This window comes from Streptomyces sp. NPDC001889 (assembly GCF_053594535.1).
On the sequence record NZ_JBSFER010000002.1, the window covers coordinates 75,776 to 97,812 of the forward strand.

Annotated in this window: 19 protein-coding genes, 1 tRNA gene and 2 pseudogenes; 9 read left to right on the forward strand and 13 right to left on the reverse strand. The window is 70.9% G+C overall.

Annotated features, from left to right (window positions below):
- Position 1: 1 nt before the first annotated feature.
- A complete protein-coding gene (guaD, locus tag ACWCRA_RS02220; protein ID WP_351552648.1) occupies positions 2–1,327 on the reverse strand; it encodes a guanine deaminase in 1,326 nt (441 codons plus the stop codon).
- A gap of 394 nt (positions 1,328–1,721) precedes the next feature.
- Here guaD and ACWCRA_RS02225 point away from each other — a divergent pair, with 394 nt between their 5' ends.
- Positions 1,722–2,387, forward strand: a complete 666-nt coding sequence (locus ACWCRA_RS02225) for a recombinase family protein (protein WP_451066652.1) — start codon at positions 1,722–1,724, stop codon at positions 2,385–2,387.
- A 65-nt stretch (positions 2,388–2,452) separates the two neighbouring features.
- On the opposite strand, the gene ACWCRA_RS02230 is transcribed toward ACWCRA_RS02225, so the two are convergent.
- On the reverse strand, positions 2,453–3,610 hold the full coding sequence (locus ACWCRA_RS02230; RefSeq protein WP_451066653.1) for a serine hydrolase domain-containing protein: 1,158 nt from the start codon (positions 3,608–3,610) through the stop codon (positions 2,453–2,455).
- Between the two features lie 212 nt (positions 3,611–3,822).
- Here ACWCRA_RS02230 and ACWCRA_RS02235 point away from each other — a divergent pair, with 212 nt between their 5' ends.
- Positions 3,823–4,674: a hypothetical protein gene (locus tag ACWCRA_RS02235; protein ID WP_451066654.1), complete on the forward strand. Its 852-nt coding sequence runs from the start codon at positions 3,823–3,825 to the stop codon at positions 4,672–4,674.
- Between the two features lie 269 nt (positions 4,675–4,943).
- On the opposite strand, the gene ACWCRA_RS02240 is transcribed toward ACWCRA_RS02235, so the two are convergent.
- On the reverse strand, positions 4,944–5,876 hold the full coding sequence (locus ACWCRA_RS02240) for a serine hydrolase domain-containing protein (RefSeq protein WP_451066655.1): 933 nt from the start codon (positions 5,874–5,876) through the stop codon (positions 4,944–4,946).
- 227 nt (positions 5,877–6,103) lie between these two features.
- Positions 6,104–7,063 carry a hypothetical protein gene (locus ACWCRA_RS02245; protein ID WP_451066656.1) on the reverse strand — a complete coding sequence of 320 codons (960 nt, stop codon included), beginning with the start codon at positions 7,061–7,063 and terminating at the stop codon, positions 6,104–6,106.
- 261 nt (positions 7,064–7,324) lie between these two features.
- Between ACWCRA_RS02245 and ACWCRA_RS02250 the strand changes: the two are divergent.
- A pseudogene (locus ACWCRA_RS02250) lies at positions 7,325–10,347 on the forward strand (Tn3 family transposase).
- On the opposite strand, the gene ACWCRA_RS02255 reads toward ACWCRA_RS02250, so the two are convergent.
- Both ACWCRA_RS02255 and ACWCRA_RS02260 read right to left on the reverse strand, forming a co-directional pair.
- Complete coding sequence (locus ACWCRA_RS02255) at positions 10,344–10,619, reverse strand: hypothetical protein (protein WP_351548194.1); 276 nt, start codon at positions 10,617–10,619, stop codon at positions 10,344–10,346. The pseudogene ACWCRA_RS02250 and the gene ACWCRA_RS02255 sit on opposite strands and share 4 nt — an antisense overlap.
- Before the next feature lie 32 nt (positions 10,620–10,651).
- Positions 10,652–10,843: a hypothetical protein gene (locus tag ACWCRA_RS02260; protein ID WP_451066765.1), complete on the reverse strand. Its 192-nt coding sequence runs from the start codon at positions 10,841–10,843 to the stop codon at positions 10,652–10,654.
- Between ACWCRA_RS02260 and ACWCRA_RS02265 the strand changes: the two genes are divergently transcribed.
- Positions 10,776–11,291 (forward strand): hypothetical protein, encoded by a 516-nt coding sequence (locus ACWCRA_RS02265; RefSeq protein ID WP_451066769.1) that lies wholly within the window; start codon positions 10,776–10,778, stop codon positions 11,289–11,291. The genes ACWCRA_RS02260 and ACWCRA_RS02265 overlap by 68 nt on opposite strands.
- Here the strand turns inward: ACWCRA_RS02265 and ACWCRA_RS02270 are convergent.
- Positions 11,239–12,048 carry an SMI1/KNR4 family protein gene (locus tag ACWCRA_RS02270; protein ID WP_451066657.1) on the reverse strand — a complete coding sequence of 270 codons (810 nt, stop codon included), beginning with the start codon at positions 12,046–12,048 and terminating at the stop codon, positions 11,239–11,241. The two genes, ACWCRA_RS02265 and ACWCRA_RS02270, sit on opposite strands and share 53 nt — an antisense overlap.
- A gap of 162 nt (positions 12,049–12,210) precedes the next feature.
- Between ACWCRA_RS02270 and ACWCRA_RS02275 the strand changes: the two genes are divergently transcribed.
- The 3 genes from ACWCRA_RS02275 to ACWCRA_RS02285 are packed head-to-tail and all read left to right on the forward strand — an operon-like array spanning position 12,211 to position 14,595.
- Complete coding sequence (locus tag ACWCRA_RS02275) at positions 12,211–13,038, forward strand: SAM-dependent methyltransferase (protein WP_451066658.1); 828 nt, start codon at positions 12,211–12,213, stop codon at positions 13,036–13,038.
- Between the two features lie 55 nt (positions 13,039–13,093).
- Positions 13,094–13,831: a nucleotidyltransferase domain-containing protein gene (locus ACWCRA_RS02280; RefSeq protein ID WP_451066659.1), complete on the forward strand. Its 738-nt coding sequence runs from the start codon at positions 13,094–13,096 to the stop codon at positions 13,829–13,831.
- Positions 13,828–14,595, forward strand: a complete 768-nt coding sequence (locus ACWCRA_RS02285; protein ID WP_351548207.1) for a sulfite exporter TauE/SafE family protein — start codon at positions 13,828–13,830, stop codon at positions 14,593–14,595. Before ACWCRA_RS02280 ends, ACWCRA_RS02285 begins: the two co-directional genes overlap by 4 nt.
- A 14-nt stretch (positions 14,596–14,609) precedes the next feature.
- Here ACWCRA_RS02285 and ACWCRA_RS02290 read toward each other — a convergent pair whose 3' ends face one another.
- Positions 14,610–15,083, reverse strand: a complete 474-nt coding sequence (locus ACWCRA_RS02290; protein ID WP_451066660.1) for a DUF309 domain-containing protein — start codon at positions 15,081–15,083, stop codon at positions 14,610–14,612.
- A 124-nt stretch (positions 15,084–15,207) separates the two neighbouring features.
- Here ACWCRA_RS02290 and ACWCRA_RS02295 point away from each other — a divergent pair.
- Positions 15,208–15,284, forward strand: a tRNA-Pro gene (locus ACWCRA_RS02295).
- A gap of 235 nt (positions 15,285–15,519) precedes the next feature.
- Here the strand turns inward: ACWCRA_RS02295 and ACWCRA_RS02300 are convergent.
- Positions 15,520–15,855 carry a hypothetical protein gene (locus ACWCRA_RS02300; RefSeq protein ID WP_351548213.1) on the reverse strand — a complete coding sequence of 112 codons (336 nt, stop codon included), beginning with the start codon at positions 15,853–15,855 and terminating at the stop codon, positions 15,520–15,522.
- An 847-nt stretch (positions 15,856–16,702) separates the two neighbouring features.
- Positions 16,703–17,566 carry a choice-of-anchor K domain-containing protein gene (locus ACWCRA_RS02305; protein ID WP_451066661.1) on the reverse strand — a complete coding sequence of 288 codons (864 nt, stop codon included), beginning with the start codon at positions 17,564–17,566 and terminating at the stop codon, positions 16,703–16,705.
- A 232-nt stretch (positions 17,567–17,798) separates the two neighbouring features.
- Here ACWCRA_RS02305 and ACWCRA_RS02310 point away from each other — a divergent pair.
- Positions 17,799–18,023, forward strand: a pseudogene (locus ACWCRA_RS02310) (IclR family transcriptional regulator domain-containing protein); the annotation flags it as partial.
- 226 nt (positions 18,024–18,249) lie between these two features.
- Here the strand turns inward: ACWCRA_RS02310 and ACWCRA_RS02315 are convergent.
- The 3 genes from ACWCRA_RS02315 to ACWCRA_RS02325 all read right to left on the reverse strand — a co-directional run bounded on the left by ACWCRA_RS02315 (position 18,250) and on the right by ACWCRA_RS02325 (position 21,737).
- On the reverse strand, positions 18,250–19,149 hold the full coding sequence (locus tag ACWCRA_RS02315) for a VOC family protein (protein WP_351548219.1): 900 nt from the start codon (positions 19,147–19,149) through the stop codon (positions 18,250–18,252).
- Positions 19,150–19,240: 91 nt separating this feature from the next.
- A complete protein-coding gene (locus tag ACWCRA_RS02320; protein WP_451066662.1) occupies positions 19,241–20,686 on the reverse strand; it encodes an NAD-dependent succinate-semialdehyde dehydrogenase in 1,446 nt (481 codons plus the stop codon).
- A 34-nt stretch (positions 20,687–20,720) separates the two neighbouring features.
- Positions 20,721–21,737, reverse strand: a complete 1,017-nt coding sequence (locus ACWCRA_RS02325; protein WP_351548225.1) for a dihydrodipicolinate synthase family protein — start codon at positions 21,735–21,737, stop codon at positions 20,721–20,723.
- Positions 21,738–22,037: the final 300 nt, after the last annotated feature.

The following is a 22,037-nucleotide window of genomic DNA, read 5'->3' on the forward strand; positions in this document are numbered from 1 at the left end:
CTCAGACGGGCGGGGTGTCACGGTCGTGGGCCAGGGCACCGGCCACATAGGTGGCCCGTACCGCCCGGTCGTCGCCCATCACGGCCAGGACGAAGAGCAGCTCCTCGATGGCCTCCACCCGGGAGGTCCGCTGGGCGAGCAGGGGCGTGGCCCGGGGGTCCAGGACGACGAAGTCGGCCTCGTGCCCGGGGTCGAGGGAGCCGACCCGGTCGTCGATGCCCATCGCCCGCGCCCCGCCGAGGGTGGCGAGATAGAACGCCTTCACCGAGTCGAGCGGGTAGTTGGACAGCTCGGCGACCTTGTACGCCTCGTTCATGGTGGAGAGCAGCGAGAAGCTGGTGCCCGCGCCGATGTCGGTGCCCAGACCGACCTCCATGGGGTGCCGGGAGTCCTTGGCGTCGTGGACATGGAACAGACCGCTGCCCAGGAACAGATTGGACGTCGGACAGTGCGAGACCGCCGTGCCCGTCTCCGCGCACCGGTCGCGCTCCCGGCGGGTCAGATGCACCCCGTGGGCCAGCACGGCTCCGCGGCCCAGGAGTCCGTAGTGGTCGTAGACATCCAGATAGCCGCGCCGTTCGGGGAAGAGCGAACGCACCCAGGAGATCTCCCCGGTGTTCTCCGACACATGGGTGTGCATCAGCGCCTCGGGGTGCTCGCGCCACAGGGTGCCCGCCGCCTCCAGCTGCTCCGGGGTGCTGGTCGGGGCGAACCTCGGGGTGATGGCGTAGAGGTTCCGGTCCTTGCCGTGCCACCGCTCCAGCAGTGTCTTCGAGTCCCGGTAGCCCGACTCGGCGGTGTCCAGAAGACCGTCGGGAGCGTTGCGGTCCATCAGCACCTTGCCCGCCGCGATCCGCATGTTCCGCCGGGACGTCTCCTCGAAGAGCGCGTCCACCGACTGCGGGTAGACCGCGCAGAACGCGAGCGCCGTCGTCGTCCCGTTGCGCAGCAGTTCGTCGCAGTACGCCGAGGCCACCCGGCGCGCGTACCCGGCGTCGGAGAAGCGCTGCTCCTCGACGAAGGTGTAGTGGTTGAGCCAGTCGATCAGCTGGGAGCCGAACGCGGCGATGATGCCGGTCTGCACATAGTGGGTGTGGGTGTCGACGAACCCGGCGGTGATGACATGGTCCGGGTAGTGCGCCGGGCGGACCCCCTCCGGCAGCCGGTGGCGCAGCTCCGTGTAGTCCCCGGCGGCGGTGATGATCCCGTCGGCGCAGATCAGCAGGCCGTCGGCGGCATGGACGAAGGCCTCCTCGCGGCCGTCCAGGAACGGGTCGCCGCGGAACCACACCATCGGCCCGCGCACCGCTGTCACCTTCGATGCCATGGTGCCTCCGGGGCCGACTCAGCAGATCCTCCGATTCGATCCCGCCGGGAGGGGGGCGGCACCCGGGGGTGGACCGTTGGAGTGACGCCCCCGGTCCGGTCGGGGACGGGGGTGGAGCGGTTCGCCCAGGGGCACGCCCGGGAGAGGCTGGGGTCCGAGTAGGAACGGCCCAGAGAACCGGTGTTGCTGTCAGAAGTTTTGACAGCCGCCGAGCGAGGCCGTCCCGCTGTCGTCTGCCGAGGGGTGCTCGCGGTATCCGATCTTCAAAAAACCTTCGTTTTCTGAAGATCGCCCGGCATGACCGCCTGGACCCCTCACGACCTTCAAAAACCCCTTCAAAAACCGAGGACATTCAACAACCCGCGACCATCGTTTTCTGACGTGATCCGGAGCCATGACCGCCCCCGAACCGGCCGAGCCGGGTCTCCTCGTCGCCGAACCGCTCGTCCGCACCGAGATCAAGATCGGATACGCCCGGGTCTCGACCAGCGGGCAGAGGCTCGAACGGCAGCTCGACGCACTCACGGCCGCCGGATGCCGGAAGATCTTCGCGGACAAGAAGTCCGGCAAGAACGCGCTCCGCCCCGAGCTGAAGGCGTGCCACGCCTTCCTCGACCCCGGCGACACCCTCGTGGTCCCCTCGCTCGACCGCTACGGCCGCAGCCTCCAGGACCTCATCAACATGGTTGCCGAGCTCCGCACCCGTGGCATCGGCTTCACCTCGCTGCACGAGAACCTGGACACCACCACCCCCGGCGGCCGGCTCGTCTTCCACGTCTTCGCCGCCCTGGCCGAGTTCATCCGCGAACTCATTGTCATCGGCACCAACGAGGGCCTGGCCGCCGCCCGCGAGCGCGGCCGGGTCGGCGGACGCCCCAGCGTCGCCACCGAGGAAGTCATCCGCGCCGCCCGCGATCTGCTGCCCGACCCCGGCCGCTCGATCACCTCGATCGCCAAGCTGCTGGGCGTCTCCCCGGGCACCCTCTACAACCACATCCCCGACCTGCGCGAGCTCCGCGTCGGCGCCGTGCCCCGCCAGATCGAAGCGCCGGCGAAGTAGAACGACTCCAGAAAGATCAATCTCAGCGGCCCTCAGGGCAACCCGCGGATGTCGCACACTCCGGGTCATGGGTGTCGGCAGAACTCCGCGTCGGTGAGGTCCCGGGCCGCCGCGCCCTGGAGTGCGAGGTGGTCGGTGTTGAAGTACACGGTCATGCGGTGGCGGGTGTCGCGGGTGGAGACCGAGAGGGCTTCGAATCCGTAGCCGGCGCCGCGCTGTCCCCAGAGCTCGGTCCCGCAGGAGGTGGTCATGCGGAAGAGGCCGAGCCCGTGGGCGTCGGCGCCGACGGGGATGGTGGTGGTCATCTCCCTCAGTTGCGCCCGGGGCAGCAGCCGGCCGTCGAGGAGGGCGTCGTAGAAACGGTCGAGGTCGTCGGCCGTGCTGATGATCTCACCGCTGGCGCGGAGCGGTGAGGGGTTGAACTCGGTGACGTCGACTCCCGGCGGGGGCGCCTGGATCTGGGCGGTGGAGTAGGCCCGTCCGGACGGCCGGGGCAGTGTCTCGCGGGTGCCCGGCGAGCCGGTGCCCCGCAGGCGGAGGGGGACGATGATGCGCCGGTGCAGCTCGTCCTCGTAGGAGTGGCCGGTGATCTTCTCCACGATCAGCGCGGCCAGCAGGTAGTTGGTGTTGGAGTACACGAACCGTTCGCCGGGGGCCGCCGGGGGCGGCTTCGACATCGCGACGGTCAGAAGCTCGGCGGTCGTCCAGGTCTCGTGCAGGTGCTTCAGCCAGATCGGGCCGATCTGGTGCAGGGCGGGGTCATTGAGGTAGTTGTACACGCCGCTGGTGTGGTTCAGCAGTTGCCGGACGGTGATGCGGCGGCCGTCGTGGCCGTGGCCCCGGACCACCCCGGGCAGATACTTCTCCACGGTGTCGTCGATGCTGAGGCGTCCCTCTGTCTCCAGTTGGAGTACGAGGGTGGCGGTGAACGTCTTGGTGATGCTGCCGACCCGGAAGTGGTCCGCCGGATAGGGAGGGCGTTTCGTTTCCCGGTCCGCGACCCCCGCCGTTCCCGCCCACCGGCCATCGCCGTCGGCCACGGTGACGAGCACCCCTGGCGCACCGTCCCGCACAGCCCGCTCCATCGCGGCCCGCGTCGGCGCGTGCGTGCTGTCGCCGTCCGGCACGGCGGCAGGCGAGGGAACCGCCGCGACCAGCAGAAGCGTGCTCACCAGTACGGCAGCCGCAGAGGCGAGAGCGGCCTGGCACCGATCTTCAGCCATGGGCATACTCTCCGCTCCCTCCCGGGTGGGGATCGCCCCGGCTGTCAGTCAAGCAGAGGCACCACCGCCCCGCACTCGGGTGCCCGCCCCGACGGCTCCCGGGTGGCGGCGAACGGGGAACGAACCGCAGCACCGGGCCGGGAGCGGAGCCCGGGTCACTCCGAGGCGTCATCCGGCATGCGGGAGCCCCGGGAGCCGGAGATCCTCCCCTCATGGGATACGTGCTGAGGATCGGGTGCTGGGCCGCCGCTGCCGGAACCGTCCTGGTCCTGGCGCCGCCCGCCACGGGCGTGGGCGCGCGGGGCGAGGTCGTCGTCCCGTGCGCCGGGGACCGGGACCGGTTGCTGAACGACGCGGTCACCGCCGGGAACACACACCCCGGAACACGGTGGGAGATCGTCCTGGAACCGGGCTGCGTCTACACGGTCACCGAGCCGTACGGCAGGATGAACGCCCTGACCGCGGTGGCCGGTGACATCCGGATCAGCTCGCGCGGCCCGTCGCCCGCCGTGATCGCCCGCAGCACGGCGGACGGGACACCGGACTTCCGGATCCTGGAAGTGGAGATGGGCGGCCGGCTCACCCTGGACCGCATCACGGTCCGCGGCGGATCCTTCGGCAGCGGCGGCGGCATCTTCAACAACTTCGGCACCCTCACCCTCAGCGGCAGCACCGTGGAGTCGAACCACGCCCGGGAGTTCGGCGGTGCCATCGCCACCAACGGCGAACGCGCCACCACGACCCTCGACGACACGGCCGTTCGCGACAACTCGGCCGGCTTCGGCGGGGGCGGCCTCTTCAACAACGCGGGAACCACGGTCCTGACCGGGAGCCGCGTCACGTCGAACCGGGCGGCCGGCGGGGTCGGCGGCGGCATCCTCAACCACGGCCACCTCAGCAGACTGCGCCTGAACGACACCGCCGTCACCGGCAACCAGGCCGCCGAGACCGCCGGCGGCATCCTCAACGGCGGCACCGCTGTCACCTCGCGGTCACCGGTCACGGACAACCTCCCGAACAACTGCACCGGCTCCACCGCACCGGTGCCCGGCTGCACCGGCTGACCGGGCTCCACCAGCGAAGATCACTGCCCGGTCACCGCCGCACGCGCCACCGCCGCCTGTACCGCCCGCTCCCGCCGCCGCTCTTCCGGTGACCTGGCGGTCGCCGATCCGTACACCCACACGTCCCGCACTCCGGCAGCGAAAGAACCCCGGAGCCCGGTGCCGGGCACCGCCCGGCGCGCACAGAGCGGGCCCGCCGGGGCGGTCCCCGTGCCGGCTGTGGACGGCCCCTCGGCTCGGCAGAGCCGGGTGTCCGGCGGCTGTCGGGGTCAGCCGTCGCCGGGCGGCCGGGTCTTCGGCGGGTGGCGGGAGTGGAGAGGGCGGAGTGCGGGTGTGGTGAGCAGAGTGGTCAGGGTCGTGTACGGGTCGGTGTCGTTGCCTCGGGACAGGATGACGATGCCGGTGTCCAGGTGGGGGAGCCGGACGAGGAGAGAGCGGTGGCCGGGGTTGTCGCCGTGGTGGAAACGGGCCGGGTGCCCGGACAGCGTGCCGAGGAAGACTCCGTAGCCGTATCCGGTGGCGGTCAGCGGTGTGTGGCCGTGAGGCTCGGGGACGGCGTGGGCGGTGAACATGAGGTGGAGGGGACCGGGGCCCAGGAGCCGGCCCTGTTCCAGCGCGCGGGCCCAGCGGGCGAGGTCCCGGGCGGTGGACCACAGGTCCCCGGCGCCCGGGAGGCACGAGGGGTCCGTCGCCCCGGAGCCCGTACCGTCGCCGGTGCCGGTGTGGTGGAGGCTCAGTGGGTCAAGGACCCGGTCACGCAGGATGCCCTGGTACGGGTGCCCGGTGACGTACTCGATCAGCAGGGCGGCCAGGACGTAGCCGGGGCTGCTGTAGTGCCAGCGCCGGCCCGGGGCGGTGAGCGGGAGCAGGCGCATCACGCGGGCGGCGGTGTCCGCGCGGGAGAGCGGCACGCGGGGTCCGGACCCGGTAGCGGCATCCCAGTGGGGCAGTCCGGAGGTGTGCGTCAGCAGATGGTGCGCAGTGATACCGGCCCACGCCTCCGGGCTGCCCGGTAGCCGGTGGGCCATCGGGTCGGAGAGGGACAGGAGCCCGTCCCCGGCGAGGAGAAGAGCGGCGGCGGCCGTGAACTGCTTGCTGAGGGAGGCGATCTGAAAGCGTGTCCCCGGCCCGGCGGTATGCGTGTACGCCTCGTACACGATGGTGCTGCCACGGGTCACCAGCACCGCTCCGGTCAGCGTCATGACGCAAGCCAAACATATATGGATGAAATATGGCGGAAGCTGCTCATGGGGACATCCGCCCCGGAGGAGGCGAGGGTGGATCGGAGACAGCGGGCGACGACCCGGGCACGGGTCTTGGGCGCGGTGACGGACAAGCGGCGGCCAGTCCGGCCCTCAGTCCCGTTCCCAGCATGCCGCCTCGGCCTCCCCGCCCCTCTGGATGCTTCTTCCGACCTGGGCGATCGTTTTCAGGCGGGGTGCTGCTGCGTGGTGCGTGAGTGGAGGAAGACCACGGTGGTGGCCGCCGCGGTGGCGACAGCCAGGGCCGCCAGCGCGAGGCCGGTGGCACTGTCCGGGGAGGTGACGGGCTGCCCCCGGTGGGCCTGCCAGGTGAGGATCCCCGTCAGGCCGAGGCAGCAGGCGGCGGCGATCCAGACCAGGGCGGTACGGTGCCGGGGACCGAGGAGCCGGGGGCCGAGGGTGAGGAGCAGGCCCAGCAGAATCAGGGCCTGGAGGGAGTGGACGCCCACGAAGTGCGGGACGCGCCAGTCCCCGCCGACGGTGCTGAAGTTGGTGACCGGCCACCCCGGGCCGCCGTCGGGCGGGCCGACCGTGTGCGCGCCGATGTATGGCATACCGCGCCCCAGGTCGGCGGCGGCCTCCTGCGCGGGCGTGGCCTGCACCATGAGGTAGACGGCGACCATGCTCACGGTGACCACCACCATCCCCAGCCGCAGGGCCCAGGCCAGGGCCGGCGGCTCGACCCGTCCCCGTAGCAGCAGGAACACGGTCACCAGACCGATCACCAGCAGCACCAGCGACGCCGCCAGCATGGTCATGATCCTCACGACGCTGACAACGCTGGTGAAGTTGAAGTGGCTGGTGGTCCCCTCCGCCACCGCCCAGGTGCCGCCCGCGCCCTCGACGGCCACGCACACCACCGCTGTCCAGGACATCACGCTCACCAGACGGACATGGCCCCGGACGAAGGACATCAGCCAGATCAGCGTGACGGCGAACAGGCCGAAGGAGAACGCGAACCGGGCGGGCTTCGCCCACGCCGGCTGCCCCGTGATCTCCCGCCCGTCCACGACCAGCCCCACCAGAGCGGTCGCCAGGAACAAGCCCGCGACCACCACCGTGGCGACCATCGGCGGGTTGAGCACCCACATTCTGCGTACCAGGGACCGTTTCCCGGACACCTCCACGACAGATCCGCCCTCCCTCGGCAACCAGACTGCTGTCCATGTTCCCGACGGGGGCGATCAGCCGGCCGCCCGCACGGCGGTGTGATCACCCGGCCGGTCCGCGAACCTCCACCACCTGGCCCACCATCCACCCGCCCGTCCCGTACCAGAAGGCGCCGCCCGGCCGGGCCGGCTCGTACGCCCGGAACAGGAAATCGCCGCACCACCGGTCCGGGCCGCTGGAAGCGTCACGCGCGAGAGCAGGCCCCAAGATCGAGGAGCGTGCAGTTGCCCACCAGCTTTCTGACCGAGGAGCAGCGCCGCCGGTTCGGCCGGTTCGCCGGAGACCCGGACGAGGGCCAGCTCGCGGGGTCGTTCCTCCTGGACCGGACCGCGCGGCGCCGGGCGATGGCCGCCAAGGGCGCCCGGAACCGGATCGGCCTCGTCGTTCAGCTCGGAACCGTCCGTTACCTGGGGACCTTCCTCGACAACCCGGAGGACGTCCCCGGCGTGGTGGTCGACTAGGTCGCCGAACAGCTCGGACTGGACCCCACCTCGTTCGCCGGGTACGGCTCCCGGGAGGCCCGCTGGGACCACCAGGAGCAGATCCGCAGCGCGTACGGGTACGTGAAGTTCGGCTTCGACCAGTGGTTCGGCCTGGCCCGGTGGCTGTACCAGCGGGCGTGGATCGGGTCCGAGCGCCCGACCCTGCTGTTCGACCTGGCCACGAAACGGCTGGTCGACCGGAAGGTGGTGCTGCCTGGGGTGACCGTGCTGGAACGCCTGGTCTCCGGCACGCGTGAGCGAGCCGAGAAGCGCCTGTGGGCGACGCTCGCCGCGGCCCCGAGTGCCCGGCAGGCGGGCGGACTCCAGCACCTGGTCGTCGTCCCTGCGGGGAAGCGGCTGTCCGAGCTGGACCGGCTGCGCCGCTCGCCGAGGGACATCACCGCCCGCGGGGTGGGCAAGGCTCTTGAGCGGTACGAGGCACTGCGCGCGTTCGGCGGGGACGGGTGGGATCTGTCCGCGATACCCCCGGGGCGGCTCCAGTCGCTGGTGCGCTTCGCTCGGGCGGCCCGCGCCCAGGCGGTTTCCGACCTCGCCGGCGAGCGGCGCCTGGCCACCCTGGTGGCGTTCGCCGCAGTGATGCCGCAGATCGCCGCCGACGAGGCGATCGAGGTGTTCGACCTGGTGATGGGCGACCTGATCCGCTCCTCCAGCACCAAGATGACCCGACAGCGGCTGCGGACGCTCAAGGACCTGGACGCCGCGGCGATCCTGCTGCGCACGGCCTGGATCGCCGTGTCCTCGGCTGCCGCCGACCCGGACGGCGATATCCGTGCCGTCCTCGACGCCATGGACGTGTCCCCGTTCCATACCGCCGCGGAGACGGTCAAGGTGCTGGCCCAGGAGCCCGACGACGGCGCCGAGCAGATGCTGGCCGCCCGCTACAACACCATCGCCCGCTTCCTCCCCGACCTGCTGAAGACGTTCGCGTTCGAGGCGAGCCCGGCGGGCGAGCCGGTGCTCGACGCGCTCGCGTTCGTGAAGTCCCTCAAGGGCAGGCGCCGCCCCATTCAGGGATGGGAGGTCCCCGCCCGGTTCCTCACCCCCGCGTGGCGGCGCCTGGTCTTCCCGCCCCCGCCGATGCCCGTGGGCAGCGTCGAGAAACGCGCCCTGGTCGTCGCCTCCACCGAGGCCCTGCGCACCGCCCTCCACCGGCACGAGGTCTACGTTCCGGGCCTGCGCAAATGGGGCGACCCCAACGCCCGGCTGCTCAACGACACCGCATGGGAGGCCGCCCGCTTGCGCGTCTGCGAGGAACTCGACCTCGACCCGCAGCCGGACACACTCCTCGCCAACTGGACCGGCCGCCTCGACGCCGCCCACCAGGCGTTCGCCGACGGCCTGGCCGCCAACCCCGCCGTACGGATCGAGCAGCAGGGCGGCCGGGACCGGATCATCCTCACCGGCCTGGACCGCCTGGACGAACCCCTCTCCCTGCGCGAACTCCACCGCGAGGTCGAAGCCCGCCTCCCGGCCGTCGACCTGCCCGAGATGGTCCTGGAGGTCAACTCCTGGACCCCCTACCTGAGCGACTTCACCCACGTCTCCGAAGCCAACTCACGGATGGACGACCTCGAACTCTCCATGGCCGCCGTCCTCACCGCCGAGGCCACCAACGTCGGCGTCGAGCCGATCGTCCACGACGGCATCGACGCCCTCTCCCGCGACCGGCTGTTCTGGGTCGAACAGAACTACCTGCGAGCCGCAACGCTGTCCAGAGCGAACGCCCGGCTCGTGGACCACCACATGCGCCTGCCGCTCGTGCAGGCGTGGGGCGGCGGCGAGCTGGCCTCCGCCGACGGCCTGCGCTTCATCACCCCGATCCGCACGCGGAACTCCGGACCGAACCCGAAATGCTTCGGCACCCGCCGGCGCGGAGTGACCTTCTACAACTTCCTCTCGGACCAGTTCAGCGGCCTCCACGGCATCCTGATCCCCGGCACCCAGCGCGACTCCTTCTACATCCTCGACGGCCTCCTCGAACAGGCGACCGCCCTGCGCCCCGTCGAGGTCACCTCGGACACCCACGGCTCCTCCGAGATTGTCTTCGGCCTCTTCCGCCTCCTGGGCTACCAGTTCTCCCCCCGCCTGGCCGACTCCGGCAGCGCCACCCTCTACCGGGCCGACCCGGACGCCGACTACGGCCCGCTCAACCCGCTCACCCGCGACCGGGTCAACCTCAAGCAGATCACCAGCCACTGGGACGACGTCCTGCGCGTCGCCGGCTCCCTCCACTCCGGCACGATCAAAGCCTCCGAGGTCCTGCGCGTCCTCGCCCCGGGCGGCAAGCCCACCCCGACCGGCAAGGCCATCATGGAGATCGGCCGCCTGGACCGCAGCGCCTACCTGTCCTCGTACTTCACCGACGAGCTGCTGCGGCGGCGCATCAACACCCAGCTCAACCGGCAGGAGTCCCGCCACAGCCTTGCCCGGAAGATCTTCCACGGCCAGAAGGGCGAACTCCGGCGCTCGTACAGGGAGGGCCAGGAGGATCAGCTCGGGCCCTGGGGCTGATGCTCAACATCGTCATCCTGTGGAACACCGTCTACTTGCAGCAGATCATCGCCGAGATGCGCGCCGAGGGCATCCACATCCGGGACGAGGACATCGCCCGCCTCTCCCCGCTGAAGTACGCCCACATCAACTTCCACGGCCGCTACAGCCTCGCCCTGCCCGCCGAGGTCGAAGGCGGACAGCTCCGCTCCACCCGCAAGCCCGAAACCGCCAGCACCGTGCTCTAGGAAGACCCCTCCGGCTCGTCCGACACCCGGGCGAGCCGGTACCGGACCTTCTCATGCGACAGACCCACCTGCGCGCCGATCTGCCGCAGTCCCCAGCCCTCCGCCCTCGCCGCGGCCATCCCCTTGTCCAGGGCCGTGTCCGTCACCTCCCCCAGCGCCTGCCGCAGCTGAGTCACGAGCCGCAGCCGGATCGCGGGAGCCAGCTCGTCCAGACCGGCGCAGAACCGCGCCACGTCCGCCTTCAGGAAACCGATCGTCGAGTCATCGCTCACCCCGACACCCTGACCACCCGGATCACCGGCTGTCAAAACTTCTGACAGCAACACCGGTTTCCTGGGCCGTTCCTACTCGGACCCCAGGCTCTCCCGCGCGTGCCCCCTGGGCGAAGGGCGCCGGCCGCCGCCTTGAGCCAGGGCACCGGGCGGGCCGTGACCTCCGCCGCGGTGATCCCCTCCGAGCGGGCGAGGGCCACCGCCCGGAGGAAGCCGGAGAACATGCCGTGCGTCCCGCTGAGGACGGCGATGCCGTACACCGCCGCCGGCCCCGGGTCGTCCCCGGCGAAGCCGCTCGGGCCGAGGAGGCCCAGCGCGGCGCGGTTCGCCTCGAAGGCGGCGCGGTCGCCCGCGTGGAGCACGAACGTCTCCGGGGGTGCCGATGGTCCGCGGCACCGTGTCCACCGCGCCGGCGCGCCGCTGCCCCCGGCGGAACGCGGCGACGCGGACCGGATCTCCCACGCCGCCCGCACCGCGGCCCTCGGGCCCGCCGCCCGCACCGCGGCCTTCGACCGCGGCACCTCGCCGGCCACCGAGGACGTCCGTGCCCTGCCGCCCCCGCCGACCTCCCCCTTCTCCGGCGGGCTGACGGACCCGCCCGCTCCGGCGGAGCGCTGGGTCACGCCCCGGCGGGGGTGCTCCCGGACCGGGCCGCGTCCATCCAGCCGATGAGATCGTCCGTCAGCGGCTCGGCTCCTGTGCCGGGTGGGCCGATACGGTCGCCGAGCGTGCCGAGATCCTGTCGGTACACCGTGGTCCGGTCACGGCCGTGGTGGCGCATGAGGAGTCCGCCGCCCTCGCCGTCGTCCCCGATCAGCACCCAGCCGGGCGCGCGCCGCGCCATGCCGAAGGTCCTGTTGCGCTCCTGGACGAGGTGCGGACCGTAGATCAGCACGCCGTTGCCGAGCAGGGCGCCCGGCGTCGACCGCCACAGCCGGGCGACCGTCGGGTTGGGCCCGTCGCCGAGTCCGCGCGAGCGGGCCGCCGCGACGGCCAGGAACCCGGCGAAGGACTCCGCCACCGGGTACTCCTCACCGTCGAGCCCGTCGCGGCGCACCACCGGGTGTTCCCCGTCACCGGCCTCCCCGCGCTGGTCGAGGGCGAAGAAGTAGCTTTCACCGCAGTCCGGTTCGACCGCGAAACACAGCCGGGTGCCGGTCCGCCGCCACCCGGCGGTGATGTCCTCGTACAGCTCGCCGGTGTCGGTGTCGGTGTCGGTGCCGGTCTCCGGTGCGAGAGTCGCGATCTCCGCTCCTCCGGCCCGGCCGTGGCCGAACGCGCTCAGCCACCAGCGGTACGACACCGGCAGCGGGCCGGTGCGGGCCTCGGCCGCGCGGAGCGCCGGCTCCGGGAGGGCGGCGGCCGCGGCGCGGCCGAATCCGGGGGACGCCTCGATCAGATGCCGGAGCTGCGACAGATCAGGTCTCACCGGACCGAGTCTGCCAGGACGGTTCGCCCGGCGGCCCCTGTGCCCCGGGCGCCGCCCCGGCGCGGCCCGCCTTTCTCCCCCATGTGGTGGGCGTGGCCTGGGGGCTTCGTCTAGGTTGGGGACCCGTACAACTGTCAACAACCGTCCGCAGAAGGCTTTTCCGTGACCGAACCCGATGTCAGCCTCTCCCGTGCCGAGGGTGTCCGCGCCCGGATCGACACCAGGACACCCCACTCGGCCCGCTTCTGGAACTACTTCGTCGGGGGCAAGGACAACTACGAGGTCGACCGGGTGCTCGGGGACCAGATCAAGCAGATCTTCCCCGGGCTCGTCGACGTGGCGCGCACCAGCCGCGAATTCCTCGGCCGGGCGGTCGGGTATCTCGCCGGGGAGCAGGGCGTCCGCCACTTCCTGGACATCGGCACCGGCCTGCCGACCGCCGACAACACCCATGAGGTCGCCCAGCGGATCACGCCCGGCGCCCATGTCGTGTACGTCGACAACGACCCGCTGGTCCTGGCCCACGCCCGCGCGCTGCTCACCAGCACACCCGAGGGCAGGACCGCGTACATCGACGCCGATCTCCATGAGCCCGAGGCCGTGATGGAGCAGGCGGTACGGGTCCTGGACACCTCGCAGCCGGTGGCCCTGATGCTCCTCAACGTCCTGGGGCACGTCGGCGACCACGGGCGGGCGCGCGAGCTGGTCCGCCGGTTCATGGAGCAACTGCCCTCCGGCTCGCATCTGGTGATCTGCGACTCCACCGCCACCAGCCCCGGCATGATCGCCGCCTCCGAGGCGTACAACGCCAGCGGCGCCATCCCCTACCACGTGCGCCCCGTCGCCGAGATCGCCGGATTCTTCGACGGGCTGGAACTGGTGGAACCCGGCATCGTCCGCGTCACCCACTGGCGCCCGGACGGCGCCGCGCCGCTCCCCGGCGGCGCCGAGCAGGTCGACGCCTACTGCGGTGTGGCCCGCAAACCCTGACCCCCGCCCCCGACAAGCCCCGGCCCCCGGGCGCCCGGCGCGGATAATGACCCCCATGGACGACAGGGACCGCATAGCCGCCGGGCTGCTCGACCTCGCCCGTACCGACGACACCATCACCGGGGCGGCGCTCACCGGCTCCCTCGCCACCGGGGACGCCGACCGCTGGTCGGACATCGACCTCGCACTCGCGGTCCGCGGTGACCTCGCCGCGCCGGCCGGCCGCTGGACACGCCGTCTGTACGAGGAGTTCGGCGCGCTGCACCACTGGGACCTGCCGTCGGACGACCGGATCATCCGGATCTTCCTGCTGCCCGGCCCGTACGAGGCCGATCTCAACTTCACGCCCGAGGAGCGGTTCGGTGCCCGGGGACCGCAGTGGCGGACCCTCTTCGGGCGCGAGCTGCCCCAGGACCCCTTTCCCCCTCCGGACACCCGCGCCCTCGCCGGTCGCGCCTGGCACCACGCCCTGCGCGCCCGCAATTGCCTGGAGCGGCGCCACTGGTGGCAGTGCGAGCACTGGATCGGCTCCCTGCGCGCCGTGGTGATCACCCTCGCCTGTCTGCGGCTCGGGCTGTCCGCCGCGAACGGCAGGGGCGCGCATCTGCTCCCCGCCGCGACGGCCGCCGCACTGGAGCCGGCCCTGGTCCGCTCGCTGACCGAGCCGGAGCTGCGCCGCGCCCTGGAGGCCGCCGTCACCGCGCTCACCGGCGAGCTGGAGCAGACCGACCCCGCCCTCGCCGCCCGCCTGGGGCCCACGCTCGCCGGGCTCGTGGGGCGCGCCGCGGCATGACCGCCCTCGGGGGCTGGGAATGCGCCGCGCTCGCCTTCGCCGCTGTGCTGGTCGGCTTCTCCAAGACGGCCGTCAGCGGCGCCAACACCATCAGCCTCGCGATCTTCGCGGCCGTGCTGCCCGCCCGGGAGTCGACCGGGGTCCTGCTGCCGATCCTGATCGCGGGCGATCTGGTCGCCGTCGCCGTCTACCGCCACCACACCCACTGGCCGACCCTGCTGAGGCTCTTCCCCGCCGTCGCCGCCGGGGTCGTGGCCGGCACCGGCTTTCTGTTCTGGGCCGACGACCGGGCGGTACGCGTCTCCATCGGCGCGATCCTGCTGCTGATGGCCGGGGTCACCGGGTGGCGGCACCGGCCCGGCACCGGGGAGGCCCCGACAGCGGGGGAGGGGGACCCGGGCCGGCTGAAGGCCCGCTCCTATGGCGTGCTCGGCGGCTTCACCACCATGGTGGCCAACGCGGGCGGGCCGGTGATGTCCCTCTATCTGCTCTCCGCCGGCTTCCGGAAGCTGGGCTTCCTGGGCACATCCGCCTGGTTCTTCCTCATTGTGAACACCTCGAAGGTGCCCTTCAGTGTCGGGCTCGGTCTCATCGACCGGCGCTCGCTGCTGCTGGACGCGGCCCTGGTGCTCCTGGTGCTGCCGGGGGCCTGGCTGGGGAAGCGGTGCGCCGACCGGATCGATCAACTCCTCTTCGACCGGCTGGTCATCGGGGCGACGGTGCTCGGCGCGCTCCATCTGCTGCTCGTCCCGCCCTCGGGCTGAGCGGGGAGCCCCGGTCAGCGCGTCAGCCGGGGAGCCTCGGCGCGGGCGTCGGCCCCGGCACCCGCCTCCACCCGGGCCGCCAGTTCCCGCGCCCAGAGCACGAGCCCCGCCACATCGATGCCGTGGGGATCGCGGAACCCGGCGATCCGGTCCGCCCCGCGCAGCAGCAGCCGCGCCCCGCCCCGGGCGTTTCCGCGCGCCGCGTGGGTCAGCCCGACCGCGAGCTGCGCCAGCCCCCGCCACAGCTCGCACTCCTCCTGTGGCCCGGACTTCCAGGCGTCCTCGAAGACCTCGTGGGCGTGGAACGGCTTCCCCTCGTCCAGTAGCGCCTGCGCCTCCGCCAGCGTCCCTCCGGGCGAGCGCACCACCCCCTCGGGCTGCCGCTCCACCCCCGGAGCGCCGTACGGCAGCGGTCGCCCCAGCCCGTCACGGGGGCGCGCGCTGCGGGCGCGCCCTTCGGTGTCCCGGTCTCGCGGTGCGCTGGTCATGCCCCCGATTCTCACCGAGTCCCGCGAGTGCCGCACCGACCGTGATCGGGCGGGTCGGGTCCGCCCGGAGAGTGGGGTAATGTTGTCCCTGCGCGCCGGGCCTCGGCCCACCAGGGCGCGCGAACGGGACGTGGCGCAGCTTGGTAGCGCACTTGACTGGGGGTCAAGGGGTCGCAGGTTCAAATCCTGTCGTCCCGACCAGCGTTTTCGCAGGTCGCAGGCGGTATCGGAGAAATCCGGTGCCGCCTTTCCGTTGTTCTGGGGGACCACGCGGCCCAGCGGCGCCTTCCGGGGGCGGGCTGGACGGCCGGGCCGAGGGGCGCGCGGACGGGGTTGAGGTGGGCGGTGAAGGCGGTCCCGGCACCAGTGATCTGAGACATGTCTGGGTGGAGGTAGCGCTGGGTGGTGAGAGACGATTGAGAAGCCTGCCGACGTCCTAGCTCTCGCTGCCCGAGGAACCCCGAAAGCCACGATCTTCAACAACCGGGAAGGCATGCTCGGCATCCGCAGCCCAGGCATCGATCTGCGCATGGGACGACCTGATGGCGTTGATCAGTTCCTCCACCACGTCAAGCTTCGGCTGGTGGACGTTCAACCTCAGATCCTGCATCGACAGCTCGCGATACGGCATGCTCAGCTGCCACCAGAACCGCATGAGGTAGCGACACTCCTGCGGGGCACGGTCGTCTGCCAGGCGATCATGAATGACCGCCCGGACACGCCGTCTCTGTTCGTCGTCACGGAAGCCGTTGCTGAGGTCGGTGAGGGTCACGCCCGGACAGTAGCAACCACATGCGTCACCCATCACCGGGCCCGTGAAGAAGCCAAGCGGGTCATTCCGTGAGGAGTTCTTATGGCACCGAAGCAACAGAGCAGCCTGTCGATCGGGTTGCGATGTACGCGGACGGCCGACCGCGCAGTCGGCCGCCGAGACTTCTTCAGGCGGGGACTAACGAGGTTCAGGAAAGCCTGGTAGATCGAGCGGTGTGGGGATGAGGGACAGACCGTCATCAGGAGCGCCGCCTAGAAGCACGCGGTAGTGCTCACCATCGGTAGGGGGGCACGGGAGCACTTTCCTTCCCGCGGCCTGTCCGCTTCGCAGGGCACTCAGCGCTTCGTCACCACTGGTGGCGACGATTCGGTGATGGAAGTAGTGGACGGTCCCGATGTCCAGGGTCCAATTATCGATCGTGATTTCGAAGTTCGGTGACGTAAGCCGAAGGCCGGCTGCCCGATCCGGTCCCAGTCAATGGCCATCAGGTGCCCTTCAAGTGCTGAAAGAGATCCTGGCACGCGCCTACGACAACAGCCGAGTCGGCAAGAGCAGAACCGGGAGCAGATGCCCCCCACCCGCCGCCTATCGGCATCGGCAGCCGCTTGGTCGAACGGTGTTCGCGAGCTGGTCCGGCTGTGTGCAGCGCTCGACGGGATTGATCCCGCCGGGCGCTGCCCTCTGCTGTAGGTCGTCCCGGCCCGCATCGGCTTTATCGGCGGCGGTGTGGAGCCGGTGCTCCTGCCTGCCGGACCGTGCTGTGCGCGTGCCACACCGCAACGGGGCCGGGCCTCTGTGGAGAGTGTTCACCAGTCCCCGGCGGCGGGGACCGGTGATCGGTGGTCGGTCAGGCCCTGCCGTAACGGTATTCGGAGGCGACGGTGCCCGAGGGGGTGCGCAGGGTGGCGGTGTCGCCCTTGTCGTTCCAGATCGCACGCTTGCTGTGGAAGGAGAAGCCGCCCCATTCCGGATGGATCTCGTTGGTGTGAATCCGGATGCGCCGTCCGGGCCAGAGGATCGCGGACGGCAGGGCGAGATTCTGGCCCTCGTCTCCCGCGTCCACGGTCCAGCCGTCGAGGTTGACCTGGTACACGCTGCGGTTGAGGATCTCCACGTACTCGTCCGACTGGGTGCGTGCGACGTTGCCCTGGTGCACGGTGGTGATCCGCAGGTCCGGGGCGTCGGTGCGGACCATGACCGCCATCACGGAGACGGCGGTGTCGCTGTTCTCCGGGCTGGCGAAGGAGGGGTTCACCAGCGGGCTCGGCGTGGTTTCCCGGCCCGGGGCCGCGAACCTGGTGACGTGGGCCACGTAGGTGGTGCCGTCGAGGTCGATCCCGGGGCCCCAGCCGCCGAGGAAGTCGATCACGTCGTCGACGGGGCCGCCCAGGTCCGGGGTCTCCTGGTGGCGGATCGCGTAGCCGTTCTGCAGAGAACGGCCGTCGGGGAACGTGAGGGTCAGTGCCAGCCGGGCGATGAAGCCGGGGCCGGCCCCGGTGGGGCGGTTCGCGTGGGTCAGGGTTCCCACGAGGAACTCCGAGCCGTCGGTGGGGATCTCACCGGTGGCGCCCTGGAAGGTGAGGGAGTTGGGTGCGCCGCCCTCCGGCGGTAACCCCCAGGTCAGCTGTCCCGTGCCGAGCCCGCCGGCGTGGGGCGCGGGCGGAAGCATCACAAAGTCCAGCCAATGGGCTGTCGACGTGGCTGTGTGCATGTCCTGAACTCCCTTGTCCCCACCTGGCCATCCCAGGCATCCGCCGACCGAACGTAGTCGGCAGACCTCCAAACCATGCCGACTATCGGAAAATCCGGGCACCCGGGCGGACGGTCCGGTAAATTACCCCGCCGCCCTGGCCCATACCGCGCCGGATGCCGTGCCGGTTGCAGACCTCGGCGAAGGCGTCAGCGCTGTATCGGGCGCCCCTGTCGGTGTGGAAGGCGACGCCGTGGACCCGGCCGCCACGGGCGGCCACGGCCGTCTCGATCGCTTCGGTGACCAGCACGAGTACCTCGCGTCACCCCTGGCGCCGCTCACCAGGTTCTCGATCACGGATCGTCAGGAGTCGCGCGAGCGCCTCGAGACGACGAGGCGGAATGGCTGGGCCGTGACGGCGCAGGACGTGACGGTGTGGAGCGCGTCGGTGGCGGCTCCGATCCGTGACCGGCACGGAGAGGTCGTGGCCTCGGCCGCGGCCATCGGTTACCACGAGGACGGCGGGCACTCGGCCGCGACGCTCCGGGGCGTCGTCGAGCCGGCCCGGTCGTTGTCCCACGCGCTGGGCTGGCGGCTGGACTGGGGCCGGGCCAGGGGCCGGCGGCCCGTCCCGGCGGGGCCCCTTGGGCTCGCTCGGCCCCGGGAACAGCACCGGGGCCGAGCGGGGCGGAGGGGATGCGCCGTCAGAGGCTCGGCGGCGTCCACAGGACCGGGTCGTTCGCCGGTGACATCTTCGCGAGGATCAGTTCGTCGAAGGCGTTGGCGGTTCCCCACTGGTCCTGCTCCTCGGGGGTGGTGCCCCAGACTTTGGGGGTCCAGCCGTGCTCTTCGTCGATCTGGATCAGCTCGGTCGTGTACTCCATGACGAAACCGCTGGACGGCTCCTGGAAGTACGAGTAGGTGTTGTCCCCGGCGCCGTGCCGTCCGGGGCCCCACAGCGGCTGGACGCCCGCGCGCATCAGGCGTCCTGTTCCGCGCATGAACTCGTCGATCCCGTTGAGTTCGAAGGACACATGGTTCAGGCTCGTGTGCCGGGAATGGGCGAACGCCAGGATGTGGTGCCAGCTTCCGGTGCGCAGAAAGCAGAAGAAGTCCTGGAGCCAGTCCGAGACCTTGAAGCCGAGGACCTCGCCGTACCAGGCGACCGCCCGGTTCACATCGGTGGTGTTGAAGACGGCATGGCTGATGAACTTCGGCCTCGACTCGCCGCGCTCGACCGGGCGGTGGGCACGCTGCTCGACCTCGGTGGCGAGTTCGATGGCCCGGCCGTCGCAGTCGAAGAAGGCGCACGCGTAGCCGCCGCCGAATTCGGCACGGTCACCCGGTTCGCGAATGATCTTCGTGCCGCTCCGCGCGACCCGCTCGAACAATTGGTCCACTCCGGCCCGGTCCCGGACGTCGAACGTGGTGAGTTCGATGCCGGCGACATCGTTCTCGCGCAGCTTGATGATGTAGTTGCTGGGGCATCCGGACCCGAAGTAGCTCCTGCCCTGCTCCTCGGTGACCAGATCGAGTTGCCAGAGGTCGCGGTAGAAGCCCCTGGCGACGGGCAGGTTCTCGACGGCTATCGCGACGGATCGCACGCTCGTGATCGGATGGGGGACGGGAAGGGGCATGTGATTCTCGCTTTCTTGCCGAAAGGCCGGCCGCGGTCGCCCGGCGAGGCGACCGAGGTCACCAGGAGGTGGCGATGTACTTCGATTCCATGAATTCGAGCATTCCCTCGGAACCGCCCTCACGGCCGAGACCGCTCTCCTTGACGCCGCCGAACGGTGCCGCGGGATCGGAGAGCAGCCCGCGATTGACGGCGACCATGCCGGCTTCGAGTTCGCCAGCCATCCGCAGGCCGCGGCGCAGGTCGGAGGTGTAGACGTAGGCCGCGAGTCCGAGGTGGGTGTCGTTGGCGGCGCGGACGGCCTCGTCGTCGGAGTCGAAGGCGATGATGGCCGCGACCGGGCCGAAGATCTCCGTGCGCACGATGTCGGCCCGGGGCGGGACGTCGACCAGGACCGTGGGCGCGTAGAACGAACCCGCACGCGCGGGCCGTTCGCCGCCGACGAGGACCCGCGCACCGGCGGCCACCGTCGACTCGACCAGGGAGGCGACCTTGTCGACGGCGCGGTCGTTGATCAGCGGGCCGCACCCGGTCGCCGGGTCGGTCCCCGGGCCGACGACCAGCTCGGCGAACCGGCCGGCCAGCAGCCGGGAGACCTCTCCGACCAGTGAGCGGTGCACATAGATACGGTTGGCCGCGGTGCACGCCTGTCCGCCGTTGCGCATCTTCGCGGTCATCAGGCCGTCGACGGCCTGGTCCGGGTCGGCGTCGTCGAGCACGATGAAGGGCGCGTTTCCGCCCAGTTCCATGCTGGACTTGAGGACCGTGTCAGCCGCCTCGCGCAGCAGGACGCGCCCCACCTCGGTGGAGCCGGTGAACGACAGGGCCCGCACGCGGGGGTCGTGGAGCATCGCGCTCACCACCTCGCCGGAACGGCTCGTGGTGACGACATTGATGACACCGTCCGGAACCCCCGCCTCCGCGCAGATGCGTGCGATGAGGTAGCTGGTGAGCGGGGTCTCCGATGCGGGCTTGAGGACGACCGGGCAACCGGCGGCCAGCGCGGGCGCGATCTTCCGGGTGGCCATGGCCGCCGGGAAGTTCCACGGGGTGATCAGCACGGCGACCCCGATCGGCTCGTAGGAGACCATGATCTGGTTGGCCCCGTTCGGCGAGGTGCCGAGCTGGCCCGTCGTCCGTACCGTCTCCTCCGCGTACCACCGGAAGAACTCGGCCGCGTAGTCGACCTCGCCCAGGGCGTCGGAGAGCGTCTTGCCGTTCTCCAGCGAGATGAGCCGGGCGATCTCGTCCCTGCGCTCGGTCATCGCCTCCCAGCAGCGGCGGAGGATCTCGGCCCGCCCCCGCGGACTGGTCGCCCGCCAGGAACGGAAGGCCTTCGCCGCCGCGTCGACAGCGGCGAGCCCGTCGTCGACGGTGCCGTCGGGGACGCTGCTCAGCAGCTCGCCGGAGGAGGGGTCGAGCACGGCGATCGTGTCGCGCCGGCGGTTCGGGGGCGCCGTGCCGATGATGAGATCGGAGTACGGCGAGGGCAGGGATGTCGTCATCGGGGATTCCTTCGCTGCGTGTCGCGGGAGACCGTCAGGCCGGGTTGCGGCCGGCGAAGAACTCGCTGTCCGGGGAGTCCGTGACGTCGAGTCCGGCGGCCACGGCAGCGGCGCGGAGCTGTGCCATCTGCCCGTCGTTGATGCGCGACAGCGGTGCGCGCATGGGTCCGCCGTTGAAGCCATTGAGCCACCCCTGGTACTTCCACAGGTAGCGGTGGACCATGGCGGTGCCGGCCACGGCCTGCCCGACGGCGGCGGAGTCCGCCTCGCGCACCGGGTGAATCCTCCAGTAGATCTCCATCGCGTCGTCGAACCTCCCCTCGCGCATGAGGGCGAAGTAGCGGGCGACCCAGGGCCCGTACGCCTCGTAGTTCGATGTGCCCATCCACTGCATCCCGTACATCGAGTGCCATGCGGGGGAGTTGGACTCGATCGGGTCCATGACGATGACCTGGTCCCGGTACCTGTGGAAGATCTCGGCGATGCCGCCGACCCCCGGACCGCCGACCTCGCTCTTCACCGCGACGACGTTCGGGATCTCTTCGATCATCCGGCCGATCAGCCGCGGTGAGAAGTGACTCGGGTGCAGCCGGCGGAAGTTCCACAGGTGCATCGCGAAGATGATGACGCCGAGGTTGGTGCTGTCGGCCACGGCCTTGGTGTAGTCGAAGACCTCCTGCTCCGTGGCCGGGTAGAAGGTCAGCGGGTACGACAGGAGGACGAAGGTCGCCCCCCGCCTTTCCGACTCCCGGACCAGGCGGATGTTGTCCTCCAGGGTCGGCAGCGCGGCGTGGACCACGGTCTGCAGCTCGTCCCCGGCCTCGTCGATCGCGATCTCGGTGACCTGGAGAAGCTCCTCGAAGGAGGTGCCGCACTCCGACACGATGAGCGTGCTGGACATGCCCATGTTCTTCTCCATGCCGATGTCGTGCCGGACGGCACGTTCGTTGATCCCGGCCAGATCTCCGGTGAAGGTCGGCATCACGCAGCCGCAGATGCCGGTCATGTTCTGCTTGGCCCAGTCGCGGGCTTCGAGGCGTGAGTAGCTCATGGACGGACTCCATTCGTACGGGTCGGCGCGAATCCGCAGCGCCTATGAATATCCATATAGTGGATACAGCGCCCACTGTGTGGATGATTGCGGAGGCTAGCAATCGCTCCGGACGGGGTCAATGGTTCGTTGGCGGGCTGCTCGGCCCGCCCCGGGCCGGCCCTGTCGCACGCCACTCGCTCCCGATCCGGTGCCGTCGTGGCCCGGGGGTCCGGAGGGGTGAAGCGGGGCTTTTCCGGGCGTTCCCGCGGGCGTTGACACCCGTCAATCGCGGTTGTAGCTTCACCGCACCCACTAAAT

Excerpts from the sequence above, each read along its gene's own strand:
- ACWCRA_RS02325 (WP_351548225.1), bottom strand. The coding sequence starts at position 21,737 with ATGAGCTACTCACGCCTCGAAGCCCGCGACTGGGCCAAGCAGAACATG.
- ACWCRA_RS02235 (WP_451066654.1), top strand. The coding sequence starts at position 3,823 with ATGGGATACGTGCTGAGGATCGGGTGCTGGGCCGCCGCTGCCGGAACC.
- ACWCRA_RS02320 (WP_451066662.1), bottom strand. The coding sequence starts at position 20,686 with ATGACGACATCCCTGCCCTCGCCGTACTCCGATCTCATCATCGGCACG.
- ACWCRA_RS02230 (WP_451066653.1), bottom strand. The coding sequence starts at position 3,610 with ATGGCTGAAGATCGGTGCCAGGCCGCTCTCGCCTCTGCGGCTGCCGTA.
- ACWCRA_RS02225 (WP_451066652.1), top strand. The coding sequence starts at position 1,722 with ATGACCGCCCCCGAACCGGCCGAGCCGGGTCTCCTCGTCGCCGAACCG.
- ACWCRA_RS02290 (WP_451066660.1), bottom strand. The coding sequence starts at position 15,083 with ATGACCAGCGCACCGCGAGACCGGGACACCGAAGGGCGCGCCCGCAGC.
- guaD (WP_351552648.1), bottom strand. The coding sequence starts at position 1,327 with ATGGCATCGAAGGTGACAGCGGTGCGCGGGCCGATGGTGTGGTTCCGC.
- ACWCRA_RS02240 (WP_451066655.1), bottom strand. The coding sequence starts at position 5,876 with ATGACGCTGACCGGAGCGGTGCTGGTGACCCGTGGCAGCACCATCGTG.
- ACWCRA_RS02305 (WP_451066661.1), bottom strand. The coding sequence starts at position 17,566 with ATGCACACAGCCACGTCGACAGCCCATTGGCTGGACTTTGTGATGCTT.
- ACWCRA_RS02280 (WP_451066659.1), top strand. The coding sequence starts at position 13,094 with ATGGACGACAGGGACCGCATAGCCGCCGGGCTGCTCGACCTCGCCCGT.
- ACWCRA_RS02285 (WP_351548207.1), top strand. The coding sequence starts at position 13,828 with ATGACCGCCCTCGGGGGCTGGGAATGCGCCGCGCTCGCCTTCGCCGCT.
- ACWCRA_RS02260 (WP_451066765.1), bottom strand. The coding sequence starts at position 10,843 with ATGTTCTCCGGCTTCCTCCGGGCGGTGGCCCTCGCCCGCTCGGAGGGG.